General features: G+C 60.6%; 23 protein-coding genes. 4 read left to right on the top strand and 19 right to left on the bottom strand.

Annotated elements, in window-relative coordinates; translation table 11 throughout:
• Positions 1-18: 18 nt before the first annotated feature.
• The 15 genes from lepB to CLU88_RS20290 form a co-directional block, all read right to left on the bottom strand.
• On the bottom strand, positions 19-993 hold the full coding sequence (lepB, locus tag CLU88_RS20360; protein ID WP_099658158.1) for a signal peptidase I: 975 nt from the start codon (positions 991-993) through the stop codon (positions 19-21).
• Complete coding sequence (gene lepA / locus CLU88_RS20355; protein WP_099658157.1) at positions 993-2,801, bottom strand: translation elongation factor 4; 1,809 nt, start codon at positions 2,799-2,801, stop codon at positions 993-995. Before lepA ends, lepB begins: the two co-directional genes overlap by 1 nt.
• Before the next feature lie 12 nt (positions 2,802-2,813).
• Positions 2,814-3,077: a hypothetical protein gene (locus CLU88_RS22905; protein ID WP_143226056.1), complete on the bottom strand. Its 264-nt coding sequence runs from the start codon at positions 3,075-3,077 to the stop codon at positions 2,814-2,816.
• Between the two features lie 188 nt (positions 3,078-3,265).
• Positions 3,266-4,729 (bottom strand): DegQ family serine endoprotease, encoded by a 1,464-nt coding sequence (locus tag CLU88_RS20350; RefSeq protein ID WP_369827674.1) that lies wholly within the window; start codon positions 4,727-4,729, stop codon positions 3,266-3,268.
• Between the two features lie 181 nt (positions 4,730-4,910).
• Positions 4,911-5,804: a MucB/RseB C-terminal domain-containing protein gene (locus tag CLU88_RS20345; protein WP_099659036.1), complete on the bottom strand. Its 894-nt coding sequence runs from the start codon at positions 5,802-5,804 to the stop codon at positions 4,911-4,913.
• Positions 5,805-6,012: 208 nt separating this feature from the next.
• A complete protein-coding gene (locus CLU88_RS20340; RefSeq protein WP_099658156.1) occupies positions 6,013-6,612 on the bottom strand; it encodes a sigma-E factor negative regulatory protein in 600 nt (199 codons plus the stop codon).
• Positions 6,613-6,750: 138 nt separating this feature from the next.
• Complete coding sequence (gene rpoE, locus CLU88_RS20335; RefSeq protein ID WP_099658155.1) at positions 6,751-7,377, bottom strand: RNA polymerase sigma factor RpoE; 627 nt, start codon at positions 7,375-7,377, stop codon at positions 6,751-6,753.
• A gap of 780 nt (positions 7,378-8,157) precedes the next feature.
• Positions 8,158-9,402, bottom strand: a complete 1,245-nt coding sequence (fabF, locus tag CLU88_RS20325; RefSeq protein ID WP_099658153.1) for a beta-ketoacyl-ACP synthase II — start codon at positions 9,400-9,402, stop codon at positions 8,158-8,160.
• Positions 9,403-9,449: 47 nt separating this feature from the next.
• On the bottom strand, positions 9,450-9,689 hold the full coding sequence (acpP, locus tag CLU88_RS20320; protein ID WP_044397886.1) for an acyl carrier protein: 240 nt from the start codon (positions 9,687-9,689) through the stop codon (positions 9,450-9,452).
• A 104-nt stretch (positions 9,690-9,793) separates the two neighbouring features.
• Complete coding sequence (gene fabG / locus CLU88_RS20315; RefSeq protein WP_099658152.1) at positions 9,794-10,540, bottom strand: 3-oxoacyl-ACP reductase FabG; 747 nt, start codon at positions 10,538-10,540, stop codon at positions 9,794-9,796.
• Positions 10,537-11,481 carry an ACP S-malonyltransferase gene (gene fabD / locus CLU88_RS20310; protein ID WP_099658151.1) on the bottom strand — a complete coding sequence of 315 codons (945 nt, stop codon included), beginning with the start codon at positions 11,479-11,481 and terminating at the stop codon, positions 10,537-10,539. The genes fabG and fabD overlap by 4 nt, the downstream gene beginning before the upstream one ends.
• Positions 11,482-11,539: 58 nt before the next feature.
• A complete protein-coding gene (locus tag CLU88_RS20305; protein ID WP_099658150.1) occupies positions 11,540-12,517 on the bottom strand; it encodes a beta-ketoacyl-ACP synthase III in 978 nt (325 codons plus the stop codon).
• Positions 12,517-13,569 carry a phosphate acyltransferase PlsX gene (plsX, locus tag CLU88_RS20300; protein WP_099658149.1) on the bottom strand — a complete coding sequence of 351 codons (1,053 nt, stop codon included), beginning with the start codon at positions 13,567-13,569 and terminating at the stop codon, positions 12,517-12,519. Before plsX ends, CLU88_RS20305 begins: the two co-directional genes overlap by 1 nt.
• Positions 13,570-13,673: 104 nt before the next feature.
• Positions 13,674-13,856, bottom strand: coding sequence for a 50S ribosomal protein L32 (gene rpmF / locus CLU88_RS20295; RefSeq protein ID WP_005794249.1), 183 nt, complete (start codon positions 13,854-13,856; stop codon positions 13,674-13,676).
• Between the two features lie 101 nt (positions 13,857-13,957).
• On the bottom strand, positions 13,958-14,509 hold the full coding sequence (locus CLU88_RS20290) for a DUF177 domain-containing protein (RefSeq protein ID WP_099658148.1): 552 nt from the start codon (positions 14,507-14,509) through the stop codon (positions 13,958-13,960).
• 25 nt (positions 14,510-14,534) lie between these two features.
• Here CLU88_RS20290 and CLU88_RS20285 point away from each other — a divergent pair, with 25 nt between their 5' ends.
• Entirely contained in the window at positions 14,535-15,134 is a 600-nt protein-coding gene (locus CLU88_RS20285) for a Maf family nucleotide pyrophosphatase (RefSeq protein WP_099658147.1), read from the top strand.
• Positions 15,131-15,946 carry an SAM-dependent methyltransferase gene (locus CLU88_RS20280; protein ID WP_099658146.1) on the top strand — a complete coding sequence of 272 codons (816 nt, stop codon included), beginning with the start codon at positions 15,131-15,133 and terminating at the stop codon, positions 15,944-15,946. The genes CLU88_RS20285 and CLU88_RS20280 overlap by 4 nt, the downstream gene beginning before the upstream one ends.
• Positions 15,947-16,076: 130 nt before the next feature.
• On the opposite strand, the gene CLU88_RS20275 is transcribed toward CLU88_RS20280, so the two are convergent.
• The 4 genes from CLU88_RS20275 to CLU88_RS20260 all read right to left on the bottom strand — a co-directional run bounded on the left by CLU88_RS20275 (position 16,077) and on the right by CLU88_RS20260 (position 19,384).
• Positions 16,077-17,153, bottom strand: a complete 1,077-nt coding sequence (locus CLU88_RS20275) for a S49 family peptidase (protein WP_099658145.1) — start codon at positions 17,151-17,153, stop codon at positions 16,077-16,079.
• A gap of 117 nt (positions 17,154-17,270) precedes the next feature.
• A complete protein-coding gene (locus CLU88_RS20270) occupies positions 17,271-17,639 on the bottom strand; it encodes a Rieske (2Fe-2S) protein (protein ID WP_369827673.1) in 369 nt (122 codons plus the stop codon).
• A 52-nt stretch (positions 17,640-17,691) separates the two neighbouring features.
• The gene (locus tag CLU88_RS20265) at positions 17,692-18,363 is read right to left on the bottom strand and encodes an HAD family hydrolase (protein ID WP_099658143.1); all 672 of its coding nucleotides are present in this window, start codon (positions 18,361-18,363) and stop codon (positions 17,692-17,694) included.
• 10 nt (positions 18,364-18,373) lie between these two features.
• On the bottom strand, positions 18,374-19,384 hold the full coding sequence (locus CLU88_RS20260) for an RluA family pseudouridine synthase (protein ID WP_099658142.1): 1,011 nt from the start codon (positions 19,382-19,384) through the stop codon (positions 18,374-18,376).
• Positions 19,385-19,966: 582 nt separating this feature from the next.
• Between CLU88_RS20260 and CLU88_RS20255 the strand changes: the two genes are divergently transcribed.
• A complete protein-coding gene (locus CLU88_RS20255) occupies positions 19,967-23,002 on the top strand; it encodes an Rne/Rng family ribonuclease (protein WP_099658141.1) in 3,036 nt (1,011 codons plus the stop codon).
• A gap of 378 nt (positions 23,003-23,380) precedes the next feature.
• Positions 23,381-24,157, top strand: a complete 777-nt coding sequence (gene yaaA / locus CLU88_RS20250; RefSeq protein ID WP_099658140.1) for a peroxide stress protein YaaA — start codon at positions 23,381-23,383, stop codon at positions 24,155-24,157.
• Positions 24,158-24,167: the final 10 nt, after the last annotated feature.

Below are 24,167 nucleotides of genomic sequence, written 5' to 3'. Positions count from 1 at the left end.
ATACGGCCACTGGCCTGCTCAGTGAAACGGCCCAATGCGCTTGAAGTCGCCAAAGTTCATCCAGACGAAAAACGCCTTGCCCACGATATTGCCTTCAGGCACAAACCCCCAATAGCGGGAGTCCAGGGAGTTATCGCGGTTGTCGCCCATCATGAAATAGTGGCCTTCAGGCACCTTGCAAACCACGCCCTCCACACTGTAGCGGCAGTTTTCGCGGTAGGCAAAGTTGCTGGCACCTTGCACAAACGCAGGAGCTTCAGGGTTGTTGATGAGTCGATGCGGTTGCGCGCCCAGTTGCTCTTCAAACTGCTTGAAGTAGCGCATGCTTTCTTCTTCCAGAAAGTCAGGCTGGGCAGCCGTCTGCACGGGCTTGCCGTTGATAGTCAAGCGCTTGTTCAGATAGGCCACCTCGTCCCCCGGCACGCCCACCACACGCTTGATGTAGTCAAGCGTAGGCTGTGGAGGGTAACGGAACACCAGCACATCACCGCGTGCGGGCTTGTTGCCCTCGGTGATCTTGGTGTGAATGACCGGCAAACGCACGCCGTAGGTGAACTTGTTCACAAGGATCAGGTCGCCCACCCGCAAGGTCGGAATCATGGAGCCCGAAGGAATCTTGAACGGCTCAAACAGAAAGGAGCGCAACACAAACACGGCCACGATGACGGGGAACAGGCCTGCGGTCCAGTCCAGCCACCAGGGCTGCATAAGGATGCGGCCCTTGGCTTCTTCGGCGTCCACATCCACCTTCTGGATGCCCATGCGGTCCAGCTCGGCCCGGCGCTGCACAGCGGCATCTTCGATGGCTTGCGCAGCCTTGCGGCGCTGGGGCAAAAAGTAAAAGCGTTCGCCCAGCCAATAGGCCCCCGTCACAACGGTGGCCAAAAACAGCAGCAAGGCAAAGTTGCCTTCCAGCGCACCAAAATACCAAGCACCTATGTACCCGGCAAAAGCCGCCAAAATCAGCGACGTGAGAGTTTGCATGAACCGCATTAATCTTCCACCTGCAAAATGGCCAGAAACGCCTCTTGGGGCACCTCCACCGAGCCAATCTGTTTCATCCGCTTCTTACCGGCCTTCTGCTTTTCGAGCAGCTTGCGCTTGCGGCTGATGTCGCCACCGTAGCATTTGGCCAGCACGTTCTTGCGCAGGGCCTTGATGGTCTCGCGCGCAATGATGTTGGCACCGATGGCCGCCTGAATGGCCACGTCGTACATCTGGCGACTGATGATTTCGCGCATCTTGGCCACCACCGCACGGCCGCGGTATTGCGACTGTGAGCGGTGCACGATGATGGACAAAGCGTCCACCTTCTCGCCATTGAGCAGGATGTCCACCTTCACCACATCCGAGGCGCGGTACTCCTTGAACTCGTAGTCCATGGACGCATAACCGCGCGACACCGATTTGAGCTTGTCGAAGAAGTCGAGCACGATTTCGCCCAAAGGCATTTCGTACGTCAACATCACCTGCCGCCCGTGGTAGGCCATGTTCATTTGCACGCCGCGCTTTTGATTGGCCAGCGTCATAACGGGCCCCACGTAGTCCTGCGGCATGTACAGGTGCACAGTGACGATGGGCTCGCGGATTTCCTCCAGACGTCCCTGGTCAGGCATCTTGGAGGGGTTCTCGACCATGATGACTTCACCATCGGCCTTGACCACTTGGTAGACCACGCTGGGGGCCGTGGTGATCAGGTCCTGATCAAACTCGCGCTCCAGACGCTCCTGCACGATTTCCATATGCAACAGGCCCAGGAAGCCGCATCGGAAGCCAAAACCCAAAGCCTGGCTGACTTCGGGCTCATAGTGCAGCGAGGCATCGTTGAGCTTGAGTTTTTCCAGCGCATCGCGCAAGGAGTCGTACTCGCTCGCTTCGGTGGGGTACAGGCCAGCAAACACCTGGGGCTGGATTTCCTTGAAACCCGGCAGGGCTTCTACCGCAGGTCCGGCGTTGTTGGGCAGCTTTTTTTCCAGGGTGATGGTGTCCCCCACCTTGGCGGCCTGCAGTTCTTTGATGCCCGCAATGATGTAACCCACCTGCCCGGCCTCCAGCGCTTCCAAGGCCAGGTTGGCCGGTGTGAATACACCCAGATTGTCCGCGTTGTACACAGCCCCCGTGGCCATCATCTTGAAGCGCTCACCCTTGGCCAAGCGGCCGTCCACGACACGCACCAGCATCACCACCCCTACATAGGGGTCGAACCAGCTGTCAATGATCATGGCGCGCAAAGGGCCCGTGGGGTTGCCCTTGGGGGCAGGCACCTTGGCGACGATCAGCTCCAGGATTTCTTCAATACCCAAACCCGTTTTCGCGGAACAAGGGATAGCGTCCGCAGCATCAATGCCGATGACATCCTCGATTTCTGCCTTGGCGTTGTCAGGATCGGCGTTGGGCAGATCCATCTTATTCAGAACAGGAAGCACCTCTACACCCAGTTCCAGCGCGGTGTAGCAGTTGGCCACCGTCTGGGCTTCAACCCCCTGCGATGCATCGACCACCAGCAACGCGCCCTCGCACGCAGACAGGGAGCGACTCACTTCGTACGAGAAGTCCACATGCCCGGGCGTGTCGATCAGGTTAAGGTTATAGACCTGTCCATCCTTGGCCTTGTATTGCAGCGCCGCAGTCTGTGCCTTGATCGTGATCCCGCGTTCCTTTTCAATGTCCATGGAGTCCAGGACCTGGGCCTCCATGTCGCGCTCAGCAAGCCCGCCGCAACGCTGGATCAAGCGGTCTGCCAGCGTCGACTTACCATGGTCGATGTGCGCAATGATGGAGAAATTTCTGATGTGATTCATCAACGAAAAGCGTCAAATAATGGGATGAGAAAGGCGCGCACAAGAAAAAAGGGCGCGTCGAATGGCGACGCGCCCTGAACCAACAATCATTGGCAACTGCGATGGTTGGAGCTTCATTGTAGGCAAAAAGGCCATGCCAAACAGCCCGCTCCACCGCATGCGGGGGTCGTTGCCACGTTGCAACAAAATATTTACACACAGTTTATCCACAACATCGCCACTTAATTGGTGCACAACATGTGGGCGAGCTGTGGAACAGCTGTGAATGGCTTTCATGCATACCGTATCGTGGAGGAAGACCTCGCCGATATGCATTCAAGCGCTGAGAGCGGGCTCTATTCTATCGAAATCGGTAATTGCACAAATTTTAAGTTGGTGACAACTAACTTTCAGACCATTTTGAGAACGTGCAATGGCTTGACTTGCCGCGGCGTATCTCCGCAGGCGCACAGCCATCATCCAATTCAACGGGCTGGCGCAGGGCGAATCAGCGCGTATTGCGCCCACTCCCCGCGGCGGTACAACACACTCAAGGTTTTGCTCTTGTCGACCTTGCCCAAGATGGCATCAAAGTCCTTCACGCCAGACACCTCGGTATTGGCGATGGCCAGGATGATGTCACCCTCACGCAAGCCAGCCCTGGCAGCACCATCGACAGCGGCCGAAACCAAAACACCGCCCTTGAGCTTGAGTTCCTTCTTTTGAGCGTCCGGCAACTCCGTCACCGTCAACCCCACCTGCTGCCCAGCCGAAGAAGCCTTGGCGCGCTCCTCACGGTCCGTCGTTTTCACTGCCACTTTGTCTGGCTCAATCTCGGCAATGGTGACAGCAAGGTCACGGCTTTGCCCGCGCCGAAACACCGTCAAGCTGCTCTTGCTGCCCGGTTTGGTGTTGCCCACCAAACGAGGCAAATCAGCCACTTTTTCAATCGCCTTGCCTTCAAAGCGGATGATGATGTCTCCCGCCTCGACACCGGCCTTTTCCGCTGGCGAGCCCGACTCCACCCCCGTCACCAACGCACCTTGCGCCTTGCCCAGGCCCAGAGACTCAGCCACGTCCTTGGTCACGGGGCCAATCTGCACGCCAATACGCCCACGCGTCACGCGGCCGGAGGCACGCAGTTGCTCGCTCACTCGCATCGCCTCATCCATGGGGATCGCAAATGAAATCCCCATAAACCCCCCAGAGCGCGAATAAATCTGGCTGTTGATGCCCACCACCTCTCCGCGCATGTTGATCAGCGGCCCGCCAGAATTGCCAGGATTGATCGCCACATCGGTCTGAATGAATGGCAGGTAGTCACCCGTGTCACGCTGTTTGGCACTCACGATGCCTGCCGTGACCGTGTTCTCCAGACCAAACGGAGAGCCAATCGCCATCACCCACTCGCCGACCTTCAGGCGGCTGACATCACCCACCTTCACCGCAGGCAAACCACTGGCCTCAATTTTGACCACAGCCACGTCCGTGCGCTTGTCGGCGCCCACGATCCTCGCCTTGAACTCCCGTTTGTCTGCGAGGGTCACGATCACTTCATCGGCCCCTTCGACCACATGCGCATTGGTCATCACAACGCCGTCGGCCGTGAGAATGAACCCCGAGCCCACACCGCGTGGCTGCTCATCCTGCTGGGGGCGCTGCTGGCGCGGCGCGTTGGGAATAGGCACACCGAAGCGCTTGAAGAATTCCGCCATCTCTTCATCCATCGCACCAGCCCCAGAGCGGGCTGAGGCTTTCTCGGTGGTGCGAATATTGACCACCGAGGGACCCGCCAGCTCTACAAGTTCCGTAAAGTCTGGCAGGCCACGCACCACCGCTGATTGCGCAGCAGCGGAGACAGGCATCAACGCCGTCAGCCCAGACAGGCCAGTGAACACACCAGCCAAGGCAACGGAACGCAGCAACTTCCAATCCAGAGTAGACATCATGGGCCTTTCAAATCGAGGTAACAATTACCAATCACGAATGCATCTCTGAAGAGCACCCAAGCGAATAGGTTCCCAAACACGGGCTGATTTGGGAGCCGATTTTTTTAAAACAGAAGACCAATACAGGCAGCACACTCGGCAGACGAGTGAATGCACCGGCAGACACGTTCACCGAAACGGCTCAGCGCGACCGCTCCCAATGCTTGGAGAAAAGGTGCAGCGTCTTGCGCGGGACTTCTCCCACGATGGTCAGCCAGGTGTCTTCACCTGCTCTGCGCGCCAGCATCTGGGTTGCCCCCATGCTGACCTCCTGCACCTCCACACCACCGTGGCGCGTAGCGTCCATGGGCTCCATGAACAGCGACACAGACGCTAGGCCGTCAGAGTACAGGCACTGCAAGACACTGCGTGCACCGGCCTCTACAGACAGTGTGCGCCGGTAGCATTGGACAGGAACAAAGCCCTCAATCGGCTGGCGCAATACCCACCCCTCTTCCTGGGCAGAGGTCTTGCGCACCTCAGGTGACACGCGCTGGAATCCGTCCACTGCGTCCATCGCGCGTGACAGGTCTTCCGCTTTCACACTGGCATTCCAGTCAATTTCCGAGAATGCAGCCTGCTCCATCACCTTGGCGTTGGGCGACAAGGTTTGCAGCTTCATGACCAGTCCTGTTTCCTGGTCCGCCCAAATGCGGTAGCCCAGCCGCAGATCGTCTTGAGGCTTGAGCCACAGCACGTCCGCACTCCGTCCAGCCACACGCTCCAGTCCCAAACGCTGCACAGCGTAGAACTGTGAGAGCTTGGTGCCCGCCACTACGGAAGGCTGTGGAAACAAGGCTGGGGTGTCACTGCGATCCGTGCGCACGGTGCGCGACGATGCAAAGAAGGTCCTGACCTCACCGTTGCGCCGAAATACGGTGCGCGGCACACCCGACAAGGTTTCCACACGCTCCACTTGCAAACTCCCATCACAAGCGTGGGCAATGCGGGAGCTGGACATGGCCCCGGTGGCCGAGATCACAACAAAAGTACCCACATACGAGCGCCGACACGCAGCCCCTCGCATGTGAGCCATCCATTGCGTGACATCAAGGTCCACCGATACGGCTTGCGCCGAGGGCAAGGGAGCAGCAGATGCAGAAGACTCCGCAGCCACTGCCATGGGCACACCCCACCCCAAGGTAAGCGCAAGAACTGCGACACGCCCCCAAAGGCCAGCCATTCGATCCACGGATGCTTGCGTAACACAGAAGAGAGACCTCCCCTGCGCCAGCCAAGGCGAGTTACCGAGAAGGCTCTTCAAAAGTGGCATTGCGCAAAAAGCCCGCAGGCATCTGAAGAGCCGAAGTGCTACCGAATTGTTTGTGGGCTTGCAACAGTTCGTCCAGGCGCGGGTCGCGCAACATCACGGGCTGCCCTGCCCCCTCCGAAACGGCCACCACCGAAGCCGGTGACACAACTGGAGCAGAAGCCAATTGCGCGCCGCCGCCCCTCAAGGCTTCAACAGAATTCCAACCGATGGCAGCCACTGCAGCCATCGACGCAATACCGGCCACCATCTTCCAGCGAAACACCGACGCATTGGCCGCTGGCTGCGGCACATGGACAGACACCACCGGTGATTCAGATTGCAGTACCAAAGGCACACGTGCGGCGGCAGGCTCCTGGGCCAGTTGCTCCCGCAAGCGCCCCAGCAAGGGGCTCGATGCGTGTGCAGCCAATTCAGGCGAGCGCAACACATCGCCCACCAGATGGTAGAGCTCCCACGTGGCTTGGCTCCCTTCACCGTGGGCCAAGCGCAAGGCCTCAGCCAAGGCCTCGCCTTCGAGCTCACCATCCATTAACGCCGACAACTGCTCGCACTGATTCAAATCTTTGTCCATGATGTCACCTGTCTAACCAGCCCCCACACATACAGATCTGCACACTTCGGTATCGCATTCTTCCGCACCCGGCCAACTCCACAACACCGCACCCAGCGATCTCGCGGAACAAGGGAGAGAGGCGCAGCCACGCCTCAATCACCACCGCTTGCCAGACTGTTTGTCCAACAGCGGGCGCACTTTCGCAGAAATAGCCTCACGGGCCCGAAAAATCCGGGACCGAACCGTGCCAATAGGGCAATTCATCGCCAGCGAAATTTCTTCATAGCTCAGCCCCTCAATCTCGCGCAACGTCACAGCCTGCCGCAAATCCTCAGGCAAAGCCTCCATAGCGGCATTCACCACCCGTGCAATTTCCTGTGCAGCCAAAACGGTTTCTGGCGTTTCTTCGGTGGTTAGTTCATTGTCAACGCGGGAAGTTTCATCCTCATCGTCTCCGCCTCTGAGGGCGTTCTCGGAGATGACCGGATTGCGCTTCATGTCCATCAACGCCTTTTTGGCGGTGTTCACAGCAATGCGGTAGAGCCATGTATAAAACTGGGCATCCCCCCGAAACTGGTGCAGCGCCCGATAAGCCCGGATGAAGGTCTCCTGTGCGATGTCCTGCACCAGATCTGTGTCGCGCACCATCCGGCCGATCAGGCGCTCGATGCGCCTTTGGTATTTGATGACCAGCAGCTCGTAGGCTCGCTGGTCACCTGCAACCGTGCGCTCCACCAGTTGGAGATCGCTGTCTGCAGGAAGGGAAGGCGGGGTTACATTCATGGGCACTCAGAAATCACGCCTTAGGGCTCTCGGCTTGGCGCCTCGGTAGATTGGACAGCCGTGGGGGCTGCCTGCATGGCGGGCGAATATACCGCACGGCGCAAATCACCCCAGCGTTCAGGGCGCTGCGAGCGTTCGAGCCACAACCAAAGCGGGGCATGGCCATCCCTGTACGCCAGGATCCACAGCGTGTACTGCAAATCCAGAATAACGGCGGGCGCCTGCCGCAAGGCTGCGCCTTCCTCAGACACCCCCACTTGCTCCGAATCGGCAACTTGTAAGGCCCAAACTTGCCCGTTCCAGGCCAACAAGCCATGCGGAGACCGGCGCCAGTACTCCAAAGCACCCAAAGCCGCGATCACCCAGCCCACAATCGCTACCAAGGCAAAGACACCTCGACCCCCTGCAGTCCACACACTCGCTGCATACCAAGCAACACCACCACCGGAAAACACAGCCAGCCACACGCAAAGCCAGCCCAATGCGGCACTCCTTGCAAAAGGGTAGCGCACAGCTGGAGCCGTATATTTGACAGAGGCCATCATGGCATCCCGGGACGGCTGTTGTTTGGGCGCAAAAAAGGCAGTCGCAGCAGGCCAATGCAGAAGCAGCCACAGGGCCAACCCAACGAACCCAGGCTCAACCACCCCTGCAAAGGCCGCTGAAGCTTTCGCAACTGCACCCCCAAAAGACAAAAGGGCAGACATCCCACATCAAAAACATGGGACATCCACCCTAAGGCCACCAAGCGCTCAGCGCAACGTAGCTTGCATCCGTGCATCAAACCCGCTTGAAAACCAGCGAGCCGTTGGTGCCCCCAAAACCAAAGTTGTTCTTAAGAGCAATGTCGATCTTCATGTCACGCGCCGTATTGGCACAGTAGTCCAGATCACACTCAGGATCCTGGTTAAAGATGTTGATCGTCGGTGGCGCCTTTTGATGGTACAGCGCAAGCACCGTGAAAACACTTTCGATGCCACCCGCTCCGCCGAGCAAGTGCCCGGTCATCGACTTGGTCGAGCTGACCACCGTGTGGCGCGCATGGTCACCCAAAGCAGCCTTGATGGCATTCGTTTCGTTCAAATCACCCAGCGGGGTTGAGGTGCCGTGGGCGTTGAGGTAATCCACCTGGTCGGCATTGATGCCCGCATTGCGCAACGCATTGAGCATGGCGCGGCGTGGCCCATCCATGCTGGGAGCAGTCATGTGCCCTGCATCAGCACTCATGCCAAAGCCTGTCAATTCCGCGTAGATTTTTGCTCCACGTGCCTTGGCGTGTTCGTACTCTTCCAGCACCATCACCCCAGCGCCTTCACCCAACACAAAACCATCGCGGTCTTTGTCCCAGGGGCGCGAGGCCGTCTTGGGGTCATCGTTGCGGGTAGACAAGGCGCGCATGGCAGCAAAGCCGCCAATGCCCAGCGGAGACACCGTGGACTCTGTGCCACCGGCCACCACCACATCAGCGTCGCCGTATTCGATCATGCGACCGGCTTCTCCAATACAGTGCAAGCCCGTCGTACATGCGGTCACCACAGCCAGGTTAGGGCCCTTGAAACCAAAACGCATCGACACATGCCCAGCCACCATATTGATGATGGAGGCAGGCACAAAGAATGGCGTGATACGGCGAGGACCCCGGCTGGCGTACTCGACGTGTGTGTTTTCTATCAGCGGCAAACCGCCGATGCCAGAACCAATCACACAGGCAATGCGGGTGGCAAACTCTTCATCGAGCGCCTCGCCCGTAGGCAAACCCGCATCCTGCACAGCCTGCGCTGCTGCTGCGATACCAAAATGAATGAAGGAGTCCATCGCACGCGCATCTTTGGCGCTGATGTAGGACTCCAGGTCCAATCCCTTGACCTCGCCTGCAATCTGGCAGGAAAAATTCGACGCATCGAACTTGGTGATGAGGTCAATGCCGGACTTGCCGGCAAGGATGTTGGCCCAGGCATCGGCCACCGTGTTACCCACGGGGCTGACGCAACCCAGGCCGGTCACGACAACGCGACGACGGCTCATGCGTGAAAACCTTCTACTGATCGCTTGAGTCAGGCGCAGGGCGCCGCTCAGGCCTTCTGGTGATTGTTGGCGTAGTCGATGGCGTTTTGCACCGTGGTGATCTTTTCCGCGTCTTCGTCGGGGATCTCGATGCCGAACTCGTCTTCCAGTGCCATCACCAGTTCCACGGTGTCGAGGGAGTCTGCGCCGAGGTCAGCCACGAAAGACTTTTCGTTGGTGACTTGGGACTCTTCCACTCCGAGTTGTTCGGCAATGATTTTTTTGACGCGTGCTTCGATATCGCTCATGGTTTCCCTCTGGGGGTTGTGAATGAATCCGCGATTCTAGCTGGTAAGGAGATTCCCTCCTCATCAGCCCGCCGTCGGGATAAAGCGGCGTTAACTTGTCTCAATTACATGTACATGCCGCCATTGACGTGCAACTCCTGCCCCGTCACATAGCCAGCTTCATTCGAGGCCAGGTAGGCCACTGCGTGCGCGATGTCTTGCGGCTTGCCCATGTGGCCCAACGGGATCTGGGCATTGAGGGCTTTTTGCTGCTCTTCGGGCAACACGGAGGTCATGTCGGTCTCGATGAAACCGGGTGCCACGCAGTTGACAGTGATGTTGCGGCTGCCCAGTTCACGGGCCAGTGCACGCGTCATGCCAGCCACACCGGCCTTGGCGGCAGCATAGTTGGCCTGCCCTGGATTGCCCGAAGCGCCAACCACACTGGTGATGCTGATGATGCGGCCAAAACGCTGCTTCATCATCGGACGAATGGCCGCCCGGCTCACACGAAAGACTGCCTTCAAATTGGTGTCGAGCACAGCATCCCAGTCCTCGTCCTTCATGCGCATGGCCAGCGTGTCGCGGGTAATACCCGCGTTGTTCACTAGTACATGCAAGCCGCCTTGCTGCTTGACGATGCCATCCATGAGCGCCTCGACAGCGGCCACGTCATTGACATTCAAGTTGGCACCACGGCAACCGGGGTAAGCCGCCAGCGCCTGGCCAATGCGGGCAGCGCCTTCATCGGTCGTAGCGGTTCCCACCACTTGATAGCCACGCACGGCCAATTCCAGGGCAATGGCTGCGCCAATGCCGCGAGAGGCACCCGTCACCAAGGCCACCTGCACTGCTTTTACCGAATCCGTCATTTCACAATCTCCATCGCTTCAGCCAGGGTGGCTGGGTCATACAGGGGCACGCCCGTCAACTCGGCATCGATGCGCTTGGTCAAACCGGCCAGCACCTTGCCAGGGCCCGCTTCCACGACATGCGTGACGCCGCGCGCTTTCAACGCCTGCACACATTCCACCCAGCGCACAGGACCAAAGGCCTGGCGATAGAGGGCATCACGGATCTGTCCTGCATCAGTGCAGACGGCCACATCAATGTTGTTGACCACTGGAATCTGCGGCTCAGCCAATGCCAAGCCGTCCAAAGCCAGGCGCAGCTTCTGCGCAGCAGGCTTCATCAGGCTGGAATGGAAAGGGGCAGACACCGGCAATGGCAAGGCGCGCTTGGCGCCAGCTGCCTTGAGAAGCTCACAGGCCTTGTCCACGCCCACCTTGGTGCCAGCAATCACGGTCTGGGCAGGGTCATTGAAATTGACAGCCTCCACCACCTCGCCACTACCCAACGCCACCACAGCCTCAGCGCAGCCTGCAATGACCTTGGAGGCTTCCAGCCCCAAAATGGCCGCCATGGCCCCCACCCCAACAGGCACAGCCTCTTGCATCGCCGCCGCACGCAGCCGCACCAGCGGCGCTGCTTGCGCCAAAGTCAACACACCTGCCGCCACCAAAGCCGAATACTCGCCCAACGAATGGCCCGCCAGCGCCGATGGCTTGGCCCCACCCGCTGCGCACCACACACGCCAAGCGGCCACACCCGCCACGAGCATCACAGGCTGCGTGTTGGTGGTCAATGCCAAGGATTCCTTGGGGCCTTCATGAATAAGACGCCCCACATCTTCACCCAAGGCATCAGAGGCCTCGCGCAGCGTTTGCTGCACCGCCTGGTGGTCGCCCCAGGCATCCAGCATGCCCACTGACTGCGAGCCTTGTCCAGGAAAAACAAATGCGAATGATTTCATAGCTCTGCAATATTCAGATAAAAATAGCCTCTAGCGCGCATCAATAAAGCGCTAGCAGCTACATTTTTAATAGCACTGCACCCCAGGTAAATCCGCCGCCCACCCCTTCAAGCAGCACCGTCTGCCCGGCGGTCACCTGGCCATTGCGCACCGCATGATCGAGCGCCAAGGGAATAGAAGCGGCCGAGGTGTTGCCATGCTGATCCACCGTCACCACCACCTTGTCCATGGACAGCTTCAGCTTGCGGGCCGTGCCCTGCATGATGCGGATGTTGGCCTGATGGGGAATCAACCAGTCGATGTCGGCCTCAGTCAGACCGGCTTTTTGTAGCACCGCATGGGCTGCCTTCTCCAGCACGCCCACCGCCAGCTTGAACACGGCTTGACCATCCATCTTCAAGACAGGGTCACCCAATATGTGTCCGCCAGACACATTGCCAGGAACGCAAAGAATGCCCACATGCTTGCCATCGGCGTGCAAGTCGCTGGCCAGAATGCCAGGCTTGTCAGAAGCCTCCAGCACCACCGCCCCAGCACCATCACCAAACAAGACACAAGTGGTGCGGTCATTGAAGTCGAGAATGCGGCTGAAAACCTCGGCACCCACCACCAGCGCACGGCTGGCTGCGCCCGACTGGATCATCGCGTCAGCCACCGACAGCGCGTACACGAAGCCGCTGCAAACCGCTTGCACATCAAACGCGGGGCAACCATTGGCACCCAACTTGTTCTGCAAGATGCAAGCCGTGGACGGGAACACCATGTCTGGCGTGGAGGTCGCCACGATGATCAAGTCAATGTCTTGGGGCTGCACACCCGCAGCCTCCAGGGCTTGGCGTGCAGCCTCAAGCCCCAGGTCGCTGCTGGTGACGTCCGGCGCAGCAAAGTGCCGCGCCCGGATGCCCGTGCGCTCCACAATCCATTCATCAGAGGTTTCAATACCACGCTGGCCCAATTCAGCCACCAGATCAGCGTTGGTCAATCGGCGTGGAGGCAAATAGCTGCCTGTGCCGGTGATGCGGGAATAACGTCTCATCAATGTGTCGTCGCCGAAACACCGGCCTTGGCTTGTACATCAGCGGGGGCCAGGAGGGGCGCCGCATGCGCAATCCGGGTCCGGACACGGTCGAGCAGGTTGTTGCGGGCTGCATCATACGCCCGGTTCAAAGCCTGCTCGAAAGCCAGCACGTCCGCCGATCCATGGCTCTTGAACACCAAACCGCGCAACCCCAAAAGGGCTGCGCCGTTGTAGCGGCGGTAGTCAATGCGCTTCATCAAAGCTTTTAAAACAGGATAAGCAACGATGGCTGCAGCTTTGGTAAAAATATTGCGAGAAAACTCATTTTTGAGCCCGCCCACCACCATGGAAGCTACGCCTTCACTGGCCTTCAATGCAACATTGCCTACAAAGCCGTCACACACCACGATGTCAACGGTGCCCTTGAAGATGTCATTGCCTTCCACGTTGCCGTAGAAGTTCAGATCACCCAAACTGGCCGCAGATCGCAGCAATTCACCTGCTTTTTTGATGACTTCGCTGCCTTTGATGATTTCCTCACCAATATTGAGCAAGCCTACAGTGGGCTCCCCTCCGTCTTGGAGGGCTGACACCAGCGCAGACCCCATGACGGCGAATTGCAGCAGGTGCTCGGCCGAGCAATCCACATTGGCCCCCAAATCCAGCACCGTGGTGGCACCACCTTGTGCGTTGGGCAGCTGGGTCGCAATCGCAGGGCGGTCAATGCCATCCAGGGTTTTCAAGATGTAGCGAGCGATCGCCATCAAGGCACCCGTGTTGCCTGCGGACACAGCCGCAGCCGCCGCTCCATCCTTGACCTGCTGAATGGCCACGCGCATGGAAGAATCTTTCTTCTTGCGCAAAGCCACCTCCACAGGGTCATCCATGGCGACCACTTCAGAGGCCAGCACAACACTGGCCCGCTCGTGCGAGAACGATTGGAGACTCTCCTGCAAGCCGACCAGCAGCAAACGGGCTTGGGGGTGGGAATCTAGAAACTGGCGACACGCCGCGAGCGTGACGCGGGGGCCATGGTCGCCCCCCATGCAGTCAACAGCCAGTGTGATCATGGGCGACTTGTCCAGCCAACGGCTTTGGCTGAAAGAAAAATACGACGATCAAAACAAAGGCCCGCACTACACAAAGTAGTTGCGGGCCTTGATGGGTGCTGAAATTAGGCTTCAGACTTGTTCTTCAGCACTTGGCGGCCACGGTAGAAACCGTTAGGGCTGATGTGGTGACGCAGGTGGGTTTCACCAGTGGTAGGTTCCACAGCAATGCCTGGCACATTCAGTGCATTGTGCGAGCGGTGCATACCGCGCTTGGAAGGGGATTTTTTGTTTTGCTGAACTGCCATGATGGCTCCTGGTCTTGAATAGGGTTGGTAAAAACGCGATCAGCCCAATAAGACACGAGGGGGATTCGCGAGAAGCCCTCGATTATAACCCAAACAATAATTCATGTCCCTTTTTCGTCTTTTCGCAGCGAAGCGAGCGCTGCAAAGGGGTTGGGCTTTTCAGAGTTCGCAGCCTCAAAGTCCTCGTCCGACGATGCCAGAGGGACCGAGCTTGGGCACTCATCATGCTTTGGCACCACAGGCAAGGCCATCAGCAACTCATCTTCAATCAGCTCACGCAAGTCAAACTCCCGGCTCAGTGCCAGCAAGTCCTCATCGCAATCGTCATCCAGGGCTTCGGCGGTGGCCTCATCGGCCACAAATCGGAACGAGCGCTCCACATCCAGAGGCACATCCACAGGTGTCATGCACCGCTGGCATTCCATCGGGAAGCTGGCGTGCACCGCCAGATGCAACCAGACTTGGCCCGAGCCCCCCAGCTCGGTACGCACTTCACCAGCCACCTTCCAGTCCACGAGCAAATCCGGGTGCAAGCCTTTGGCCTCTTGCGCCAAGCGCTCGTATTTCAGAAGCGAGTCGTGACCTGACAGCTGCCCCCCCGCCTGCGCGAAAGCCTTGATGTCAAGCCGGTCGGGAGAGAATTCCTTGGTCATGGCGGCAGTGTAAGAGAATCAGCGCATGCATCAATCCCCCACCCTGCCACGCCCTCTGGTATTGGGCTCCACCTCGCCCTACCGGCGCGAGCTGCTCTCGCGCCTGAACATCGCCTTTAACGTGGCCGCCCCCCATGTCGATGAAACCCCACAAGCCAACGAAGCCCCCCGCGCACTGGCTTTGCGGCTGGCACTGGCCAAAGCGCAGGCCGTGGCACTGCTGCACCCGCAAGCCATCGTCATTGGATCGGACCAAGTGGCCGATCTGGCGGGAGAACCCCTGGGCAAGCCCGGCACCCATGAAAAAGCCACCCTGCAACTGCAAGCCATGAGCGGCCAGACGGTGGTGTTCCAAACCGCGGTGGCCGTGGTGTGCGCCAGCAGCGGGTTTCAACAAGTAGACCTGGCTGCAGTTGAAGTCAAATTCAGAACCCTCGACCCAGACGAAATCGAACGTTACCTGCAGGCCGAAAAGCCTTACGACTGCGCTGGCAGCGCCAAAAGCGAAGGCCTGGGCATCAGCCTGCTCGATGCCATCGTGAGCGACGATCCCACCGCCTTGATCGGGCTGCCGCTGATTCGAACCTGCCGCATGCTGCGCGCTGCAGGGTTGGTGCTGCCATGAGCCAGTCGCCAGCACCCGTCGCCAGCACACCATCGACCAACGCCGCGCTGGGGCGGCTTTATCTGGTCCCGGCGCCACTCGACTTTGGCTGCGACGTGCAAGCCCCCCTGCAAGAGGTGCTGCCGCAATCCACCATCCTGCAAGCCGCCCGGCTCAACCACTGGATTTGCGAGAACGCCAAAAGTACCCGGGCATACCTCAAGCGCGTTGATGCGCTGGAAACCCTCGCAGTCCCGGTGCAAGCCCAGCAAATTACAGAGTTACCGCGCGAAGTGCACAAAAAGGGAGACCATGGCGACAAAGGCGCCCCCGTATTTGACGCCCGCCCTCTCCTGTCGGCCGCACTGCAAGGGCACGACATCGGCCTGGTCAGCGAAGCGGGGATGCCTGCTGTGGCAGACCCAGGCTCGTCCATTGTGCGTGCCGCACACGATCTGGGCATTGCCGTGGTGCCACTGGTAGGCCCCGTCTCCTTGCTGCTGGCCCTCGCTGCCAGCGGCATGAACGGGCAAAACTTTGCTTTCGTGGGCTACTTACCCCAAAGCGGGCCGGAGCGCGCGCAGCGCATGAAGGAGCTCGAATCCATCGCGCTGAAAACAGGGCAAACGCAGGTGTTCATTGAAACCCCCTACCGCAATGCCGCCCTGTGGCAAGCACTGACCCAGACCCTGCAAACCAATACCCGATTGGCCATGGCCGCCGGGCTGACGCTGGAAACATCCCAAATACACAGCCAGCCGGTCAAGCAATGGCGCCAAAAAGCAGCGCCGGTGGACAACCGCACGCCCACCGTGTTCTTGATCGGTAGATAAGCACAGGCCAGCCACCACGCCGCCCCAACCGATACGCCAAAGCAAAACCCCCGGCTACCACACAGGCAACCGGGGGTTCAGATTCGAAAACCACCACTGGTAGCGTCGCTAGCGAGGCGACAGCACCCAGCTATCGCAGCTGCGGCGCCGCAATGGCAGTGGCCGCCTTGGCCGCGCCATACCCCATCGCCGCGCCAAAGCGCTTCACCAAACGCTCAGCCACATTGTCACGGCGGGTGTAGTCGATGATGTCTTCCGCCTTGACGATTTCACGGGCCACATAGTCGAGGTTGCCCAGCTTGTCCGCCAAGCCCATCTCCACAGCCTGCTGGCCCGTCCAGAACAAGCCACTGAAGGTCTCGGGCGTGGGCTTGAGCCGATCACCGCGCCCCGACTTCACCACGGCGATGAACTGCTGATGGATCTGGTTGAGCATGGCCTGTGCGTACGCACGCTGTTGCTCGGTCTGGGGGCTGAAAGGGTCCAAAAAGCCCTTGTTTTCACCCGCCGTGAGCAATCGGCGCTCCACCCCCAGTTTTTCCATCGTGCCGGTGAAACCAAAACCATCCATCAGCACGCCAATGCTGCCCACGATGCTGGCCTTGTCCACAAAGATTTCGTCCGCTGCCGCAGCGATGTAATACGCCGCCGAGGCACAGGTCTCCTCAACCACGGCATACACAGGCTTGTTGTATTTGGCCTTGAGGCGAAGGATTTCGTCATTGATGATGCCCGCCTGCACCGGGCTGCCACCCGGAGAGTTGATCAACAACACCACGGCCTTGGAGCCCTCATCCTCAAAGGCGCTGCGCATGGCAGCCACCACGAACTCGGCACTGGCCTCGGCGCCTGAAGCGATTTCGCCCTTGATGTCCACCACCGCCGTATGAGGGGCGCTCTTGTTGGCACTCGGGGCAGCCTGCATCATCGCGCCGCCAAAAATGGCAAGCACCAGGAGCAGCCAGGCAAAGCGAAAGAAAATCTTCCAGCGCCGGGCGGCACGCTGCTCTGTCAACGCGGCCAACGCGAGCTTTTCCAGCACCGCACGCTCCCAGCCAGGCTCGGCAGGCGGCGTGGCACGGGGGGCAGCACCGGGGCTTGAGGATGGCGCAGCTGCGGCAGCCTGGGTAGCCCACAGATCAGAAGCGGGCAAAGAATCCTGAGCACTGCCAGGATGATTGGAAGAGGGATTTTGTGGGTCAGTCATTCAAAGCCTCCCGCAGACACCCCGGGCCCAGGAACAGGCCCGGCATAGCGCTGCGGACAGAGAAAACAAGCAACAAAACAGGGAAATAGAACAGAACAAGGCACCTGGGAGCAACCCCTAAAACGCCACCGGCTGCAGGTTGTGCGCAGTATGCCAGTGCACCTGGCCACCGGCCTCGGACAAGGCAATTTTCACCAGCCCGCCCCTACAAGGCCCGCCAGCACACTGGCCAGTGCTGGGCAAATAAGCAGCGCCGTGCGTGGCACACAACAACCATTGACCTGTGTCATCAAACAAACGGTTGGGCTGGTAGTCCATTTCCATGGGCACATGGGTGCAGCGGTTCAGGTAGGCATGCACCACACCCTGGTACCGAATGGCAAATGCGCGGCAAACCTGGCCCGCATACTGCACATCAAACGGCACGGCCATACCCCCATCGCACAGCTCTGCGCTGCCACACAACAAAACAGCCTGCTCAGACAAAGGCGGCGCTCCTGGGCAGTGGCGAGAGATGAAAGCAAGACTGCAGCACGCCTCAAGCCTCCTGCTGCAGCCACTCGTGCAACTGCGCCACCGAATGCGCCACATACAGCGGTTGCAGCGCATGGAACGCATCGGGCTCGTGGGCGCCATAGCTGACCCCGACGCTGGCGCAGCCTGCGTTCTGGGCCATCTGCAGGTCGTGGGTGGTATCGCCAATCATCAGCAAGCGCTCAGGGGGCACATCAAACTCTGCCATCAACTCCTGCAGCATCAAAGGATGGGGCTTGCCCGCCGTCTGGTCAGCAGTGCGCGAGCCATCAAACACCCCGCGCAAATCCACCGCCTGCAAAACCTCATCAAGGCCACGGCGGCTTTTTCCGGTGGCGACGGCCAGCAGGTGCCCACGCTCGCGCAGGGCCGACAACATGGGCAACACGCCATCGAACAAGCTCAAATCATCCTGGTGCTGCAGGTAGTGAAACCGGTAGCGGTTGCCCAGCTCGGTGTATTTTTCAGGCGGCACATCCGGAGCGGCATACGCCAAGGCGGGCATCAGGGCCATGCCGATCACATAGGCCGCTTCCTTGTCCGATGGCACCGTGCCGCCCACATCGCGCACAGCCTCCTGGATGGAGCGCACGATGATGGCGGTGGAGTCGTACAAGGTGCCATCCCAATCAAAAGCGATCAGGTCAAAGCGGCGCGAACGGACGTGGGACGGCATGGCGAGGCAATCAAGCAGAGGGAATGAAGTCTGCCAGTTCAGGGGGCAGAGGGGCGTTCAATGTCACACGCTCCGCGCTGGCAGGGTGGCTGAACTGTAACCGCCACGCATGCAAAAACATGCGCTTGAGCCCCAGTCTGTGCAACCGCTTGTTCAGGTCAAAGTCGCCATATTTGTCGTCACCCACTATGGGATGGCCCTGGCTGGCCAAGTGGACCCGGATCTGGTGCGTGCGACCGGTCTTGATGGTGACCTCCAGCAACGTCATCGCAGGCAAGCCTTGCAAGGGCCGCGCAGGCACCGCTTGGCGCACCTTGACCAGGGTAATGGAACGCATCCCCTCCGGGTCATCGACCGTGGTGACACGCACCCGGCGCTCACCATCGGCCTGCAGGTATTTGTGCAGTGGCAAGTCGATCACCTTGTTGCTGGCCGTCCATGGACCCGTGACCAGCGCCAGGTAGGTTTTGCCAGTTTCCCGCTCCCTGAACTGGTCTTGCAAGTGAGTGAGTGCAGACCTCTTCTTGGCCACCAGCAGGATGCCGGAGGTTTCGCGGTCCAGCCGGTGCACCAGCTCCAGCAATTTGGCCTGGGGGCGTGCCTGGCGCAGTTGCTCGATGACGCCAAAGCTCACACCGCTGCCGCCATGCACCGCCACACCGGCGGGCTTGTCGATAGCGAGTACATGCTCATCTTCCAGAAGAATGGGGAATTCACGCGCGGGCGCGGGCCGCTCGGCCTTCTCGGCCACTTTGTCCGACACCCGCACCGGCGGCAGGCGCACCACATCACCAGACTCCACCCGGGTGTCGGCACTGGCGCGGCCTTTGTTGATGCGCACCTCGCCGCTGCGGATGATGCGATAGACGTGGGTTTTCGGTACCCCTTTGAGGTGGCGTATCAAAAAGTTATCAAGCCGCTGCCCCGCCGAATCCTCATCGACTTCGACCAGACGGACTGCAGGAGGGTTGGAAGCCGGGGCCCGGTCCAGCGGTGGTTTGCCCCCTATAATGTGTTTCACCTGCGCGTTGTTTTGTAAGTGGTTGATTTGTCTGGAGTTTAGTCCACTCAGCCATGCTACTAGCGCAGGCAGGTCGATGCCAGCGGGTGTCGCACACGCAGATTGCGGGCCAGATGCCTGCAATGGCCTGGGCGGCAGTCGGCGGGCTGACAAATTGAAACACTGATACGGAATCCCCCAAGCCGGCAGATGCACCCTACCAGGGACAGGTCTGCCGGTGGATCGAAGCGAGCATGTGGTTGTTGATGGCATGGATGATGACTTTGTGGCGGCGGCACTTGCCCCTGGCCCTGCACGTCCAATTGCCCGCAGCGCCCCGCCAGCAAGCGCAAGAAGCTATTAAATTTGTAGCAAATCTGCGCCATTCTCACTCGCCCCCATCCAAGCGCCCTTGCCTCCCGTGCTGAGTTCACCCTCGGCAGCCTGAGTCATCCCCGGCAATTCCCTTCGTTTCGATCCGTCAGTCCAGGCATTTACGGCTCCTATAGAGCTTGTCATTGGTTTGGAACTGTGGGCGGCAGCCCGCTACAGCAACTGAGCTGTGCCGCTGCTGTCCGCGAAACAACGAGAAGGAATCGCATCATGAAGCGGATGCTCATCAACGCCACGCAGCCCGAAGAACGCCGCCTGGCCATCGTCGACGGACAAAAGCTCCTCGACTACGAAATCGAAATCGAAGGGCGCGAACAGCGCAAAGGCAACATCTACAAGGCCGTCGTCACACGCGTCGAGCCTTCGCTGGAAGCCTGTTTTGTGGACTACGGCGAAGACCGCCACGGCTTCCTGCCCTTCAAGGAAATCTCGCGCAGCTACTTCACCCCCGGTGTCTCGCCCAGCCAGGCGCGCATCAATGAAGTGATCAAGGAAGGCCAGGAGCTGCTGGTCCAGGTCGAAAAAGAAGAACGCGGCAACAAGGGCGCAGCCCTGACCACCTTCGTCTCGTTGGCCGGCCGCTACGTGGTGCTGATGCCCAACAACCCCCGTGGCGGTGGCGTTTCGCGCCGCATCGAGGGCGAGGACCGCGCCGAGCTCAAGGAGGCGATGGACCAGTTGGAATACCCCAACGGCATGTCCATCATCGCGCGCACCGCTGGCATTGGCCGCACCGCGCCCGAGCTGCAGTGGGACCTGAACTACCTACTCAAGCTGTGGAACGCCATCGACGGCGCAGCCAAGGGTGGCAAGGGTGCCTTCCTGATCTACCAGGAATCGAGCCTGGTGATCCGCGCGATCCGCGACTACTTCAACAACGACATCGGTGACATCCTCATCGATACCGACGACATCTACGAACAGGCGCAGCAGTTCATGGCGCACGTCATGCCCGAGCATGCCGCCCGCGTGAAGCGCTACCGCGACGACGCCGCCCTGTTCAGCCGCTTCCAGATCGAGCACCAGATCGAATCGGCCTACGCCCGCACCGTGCAGCTGCCCTCGGGCGGCGCCATCGTGATCGACCACACCGAAGCGCTGGTGTCCGTGGACGTGAACTCGGCCCGCGCCATCAAGGGCGGCGACATCGAGGAAACCGCCACCCGCACCAACCTGGAAGCCGCCGACGAAGTGGCCCGCCAGATGCGCCTGCGCGACCTGGGCGGCCTGATCGTGATCGACTTCATCGACATGGAAGAGTCGAAGAACCGCCGCGAAGTGGAAAACCGCCTGCGCGACGCGCTGCGCCAGGACCGTGCCCGCGTGCAGTTCGGCACCATCAGCAAGTTCGGCCTGATGGAAATGAGCCGTCAGCGCCTGAAGCCCGCATTGAGCGAAGGCTCCTCCATTCCCTGCCCACGCTGCGGCGGCGCAGGCCACATCCGTGACACCGAATCGTCGGCCCTGCAGATCCTGCGGATCATTCAGGAAGAGTCGATGAAGGACAACACGGCCGCCGTGCACTGCCAGGTGCCAGTGGAAGTGGCCTCGTTCCTGCTCAACGAAAAGCGCACCGAGATCGCCAAGATCGAACTCAAGCAGCGCGTGAGCGTGCTGATGGTGCCCAACAAGACGCTGGAAACCCCCAACTACCGCCTGGAGCGCCTCAAGCACGACGACCCACGCCTGGACCACATCGACGCAAGCTACAAGCTGGCCGAAGACGTGGAAGACCCCACCGCCGTGACACGCCGCTCGCAAGAGCCGACCAACAAGCAAACCCCGGTCATCAAGGGTGTGCTGCCCGATGCGCCCGCGCCAGTGGCCGAGCCCCGCCCCGAAGGCGCTGCGCGCCCTGCCCGCAATGGCAATGGCCACGCCCCCCGCAACGGCACTGCTGCACAAGCCGCGCCAGCACCTGCCCCCGCCGCAGCTGTGCCACAAGAAAAGGGCTTCTTTGCCTGGCTCAAGAGCCTGTTTGGCTTTGGTGCCGCGCCTGCGACCGCCCCGGTGGCCGCGCCTGCGCCTGCAGCACCTAGCGACGGCAGCGGACGCGGCGAATCGCGCCGTGATGGCCGCAGCGAAGGCCGGGGCCGCCGTGGTAGCCGTGACGGCGCCCGCGATGGCAACCGTGACGGTGGCCGCGATGCCAACCGCGATACCGCCGGCAATGTGAGCGAAGGCCGTGGACGCCGCAACGACCGCGGCGCCGAAGGCCGTGCCCCGCGCGATGGAGACCGCCGCCCAGAAGGCGAAAACCGCAATGCCGAAGGCCGCAACACCGAGGCGCGTGAGGGCCGCAATGGTCGCGATGGCCGTGGCCGCCGCGATGCCGAAGGCCGCAGCACCAACGCCGCCCTGAGCGGTGAGCAAAATGCGGCCCCCGCAGAAGCCCTGGCCAACGTCAACGCCAATGGCGCTGATGCCGGCACAGCACCAGCACGTGGCGAACGCGGCCCACGCCGTGAACGCGGTGACCGTGGTGAGGGCGGCCGCCGCGAGCGCGGTGAACGCGGCCCGCGCAATGCCGAAGGCCAGGAGCGCAGCACGCCAGCGATGGACTTTGTGGACACATCGCCCATGGCATCGCTGCCCGATCTGGACCTGACGGGCAACGAGGTTGCCACCCCACCGGCAGCGCCCGCGACGGAAGAACGGCGTGAGCGCCGCTCCCGCGACCGCTACGGCCGCGACCGCCGCGAGCGTGGCGAACGTGCACCCCGTGAAGGCAGTGACAACGCCGCAGAGGCACAGCCACTGAGCGCAGCCCCAGCAGCAGACGCTGCCCCGGCCGTGTCCGAAGATGCACCACGCCGCAGCTACTTCAGCAGCCCGGCGGCAGAGGCACCCGCGGCGACAGAGCCAGCAGTGGCCGCCCCTGCGCAAGTGGCCCCCGCCCCCGTGGCAACGCCTGTAGCGGCAACCCCTGCGGCCAAACCGGCAACAGTGCCCTCGGCAGCACCAGCCCCGGTGGCGCCTGCGGGCATGCCCCGCGTGCAGTCCTACACGCTGCCGATGGATTCGCTGCACCAAGTGGCCACCGCCTCAGGGCTGCAGTGGGTGAACTCGGACAGCGACAAGGTCGCTGCCGTGCAAGCCGCCATTGCGGCAGAACCCAAGCCGGTGCACGTTCCCCGCGCACGCCCACCGGCTGTGGTGTTGGACGAAGGCCCGCTGGTGCTGGTGGAAACCCGCCGCGACCTGGCCGCCATGACCCTGCCATTTGAGCAGCCTCCTGCGGCGTAACACATGGCGCACACAGCCCGCGCCGTCTAGCGCGGCTGTCCCCACTCAAAGGCGGCCTTGGTCGCCTTTGTTTTTGGGGGCAACGCGCCAACACGGGGCATGAAGCGCTGCAGCCCAAAGGGGTACCCACGCCATGCCCACATCCCTCAAAATAAGACGTTGAGCGCATGGCGCAGGATCACTCAGCGCGGCTAACAAAACTCAGCGAAGCGGTTCTGGCCAGGCGCTGCGTCGCAGACAGTACGAACAGCACGAGCAGTACGACAAGACGCGGCAACAACGCCAGAAGAGTTTTGTTAGCCTCTCTAAGAACCTGTTCAAAGCCCTGCACAGCTTCGCTCTGCTTCACCCATCAGCCACCCTGCCCCTCATCGCACCATGCTGTTTTTGCTGTCCCCCGCCAAATCACTGGATTACGACACCCCCGTCCCAGAGAGCCTGCCGCACACACGCCCACAGTTCGTGCCCCAGTCCACCGCGTTGATTGAAGTGCTGCGCGAAAAGTCTGTGCAAGACATTGCCTCACTCATGGACCTGAGCGACCCCTTGGCGGCGCTGAATGTGGCCCGCTACCAGGCCTGGAAGCCCCAGTTCACGGCCCACAACTCGCGCCAAGCCGTGCTGGCCTTCAACGGTGATGTGTACGAGGGTTTGCAAGCCCGCAGCCTGGGCCATGACGACCTGGACTGGGCGCAGCGCCACGTCGCGATCCTGAGCGGCCTGTACGGCGTGCTGCGCCCGCTGGACCGCATGCAGCCTTACCGGCTGGAGATGGGCACGCGCCTGGCCACCGAGGCGGGCAACACCCTGTACCAATACTGGGGCCGCCAGATTGCCGAGCACCTGAACACCCAGTTGCGCTCAGACACCACGCCCGTGGTCGTCAACCTCGCCTCGCAGGAATACTTCAAGGCGGTAGACCGCAAGGCCCTCAAGGCCCGCGTGATCGAATGCGTGTTTGAGGACTGGAAAGGCGGCGCCTACAAAATCATCAGCTTTTACGCCAAGCGCGCACGCGGGTTGATGGCACGCTATGCCATCACCCAACGGCTGAGCACACCGCACCAACTCGAAGGCTTTGACCTGGAGGGCTACGCCTTTGACGCGCTAGCATCCGAACCTGAGCGCCTGGTGTTCCGGCGCAAGCCCGATTGACCCGCCCCTC

Origin of the sequence: Acidovorax sp. 56 (genome assembly GCF_002749705.1) — a bacterium.
GTDB lineage: Bacteria > Pseudomonadota > Gammaproteobacteria > Burkholderiales > Burkholderiaceae_C > Acidovorax.
This window is presented reverse-complemented; position numbering and strand designations above follow the sequence as displayed.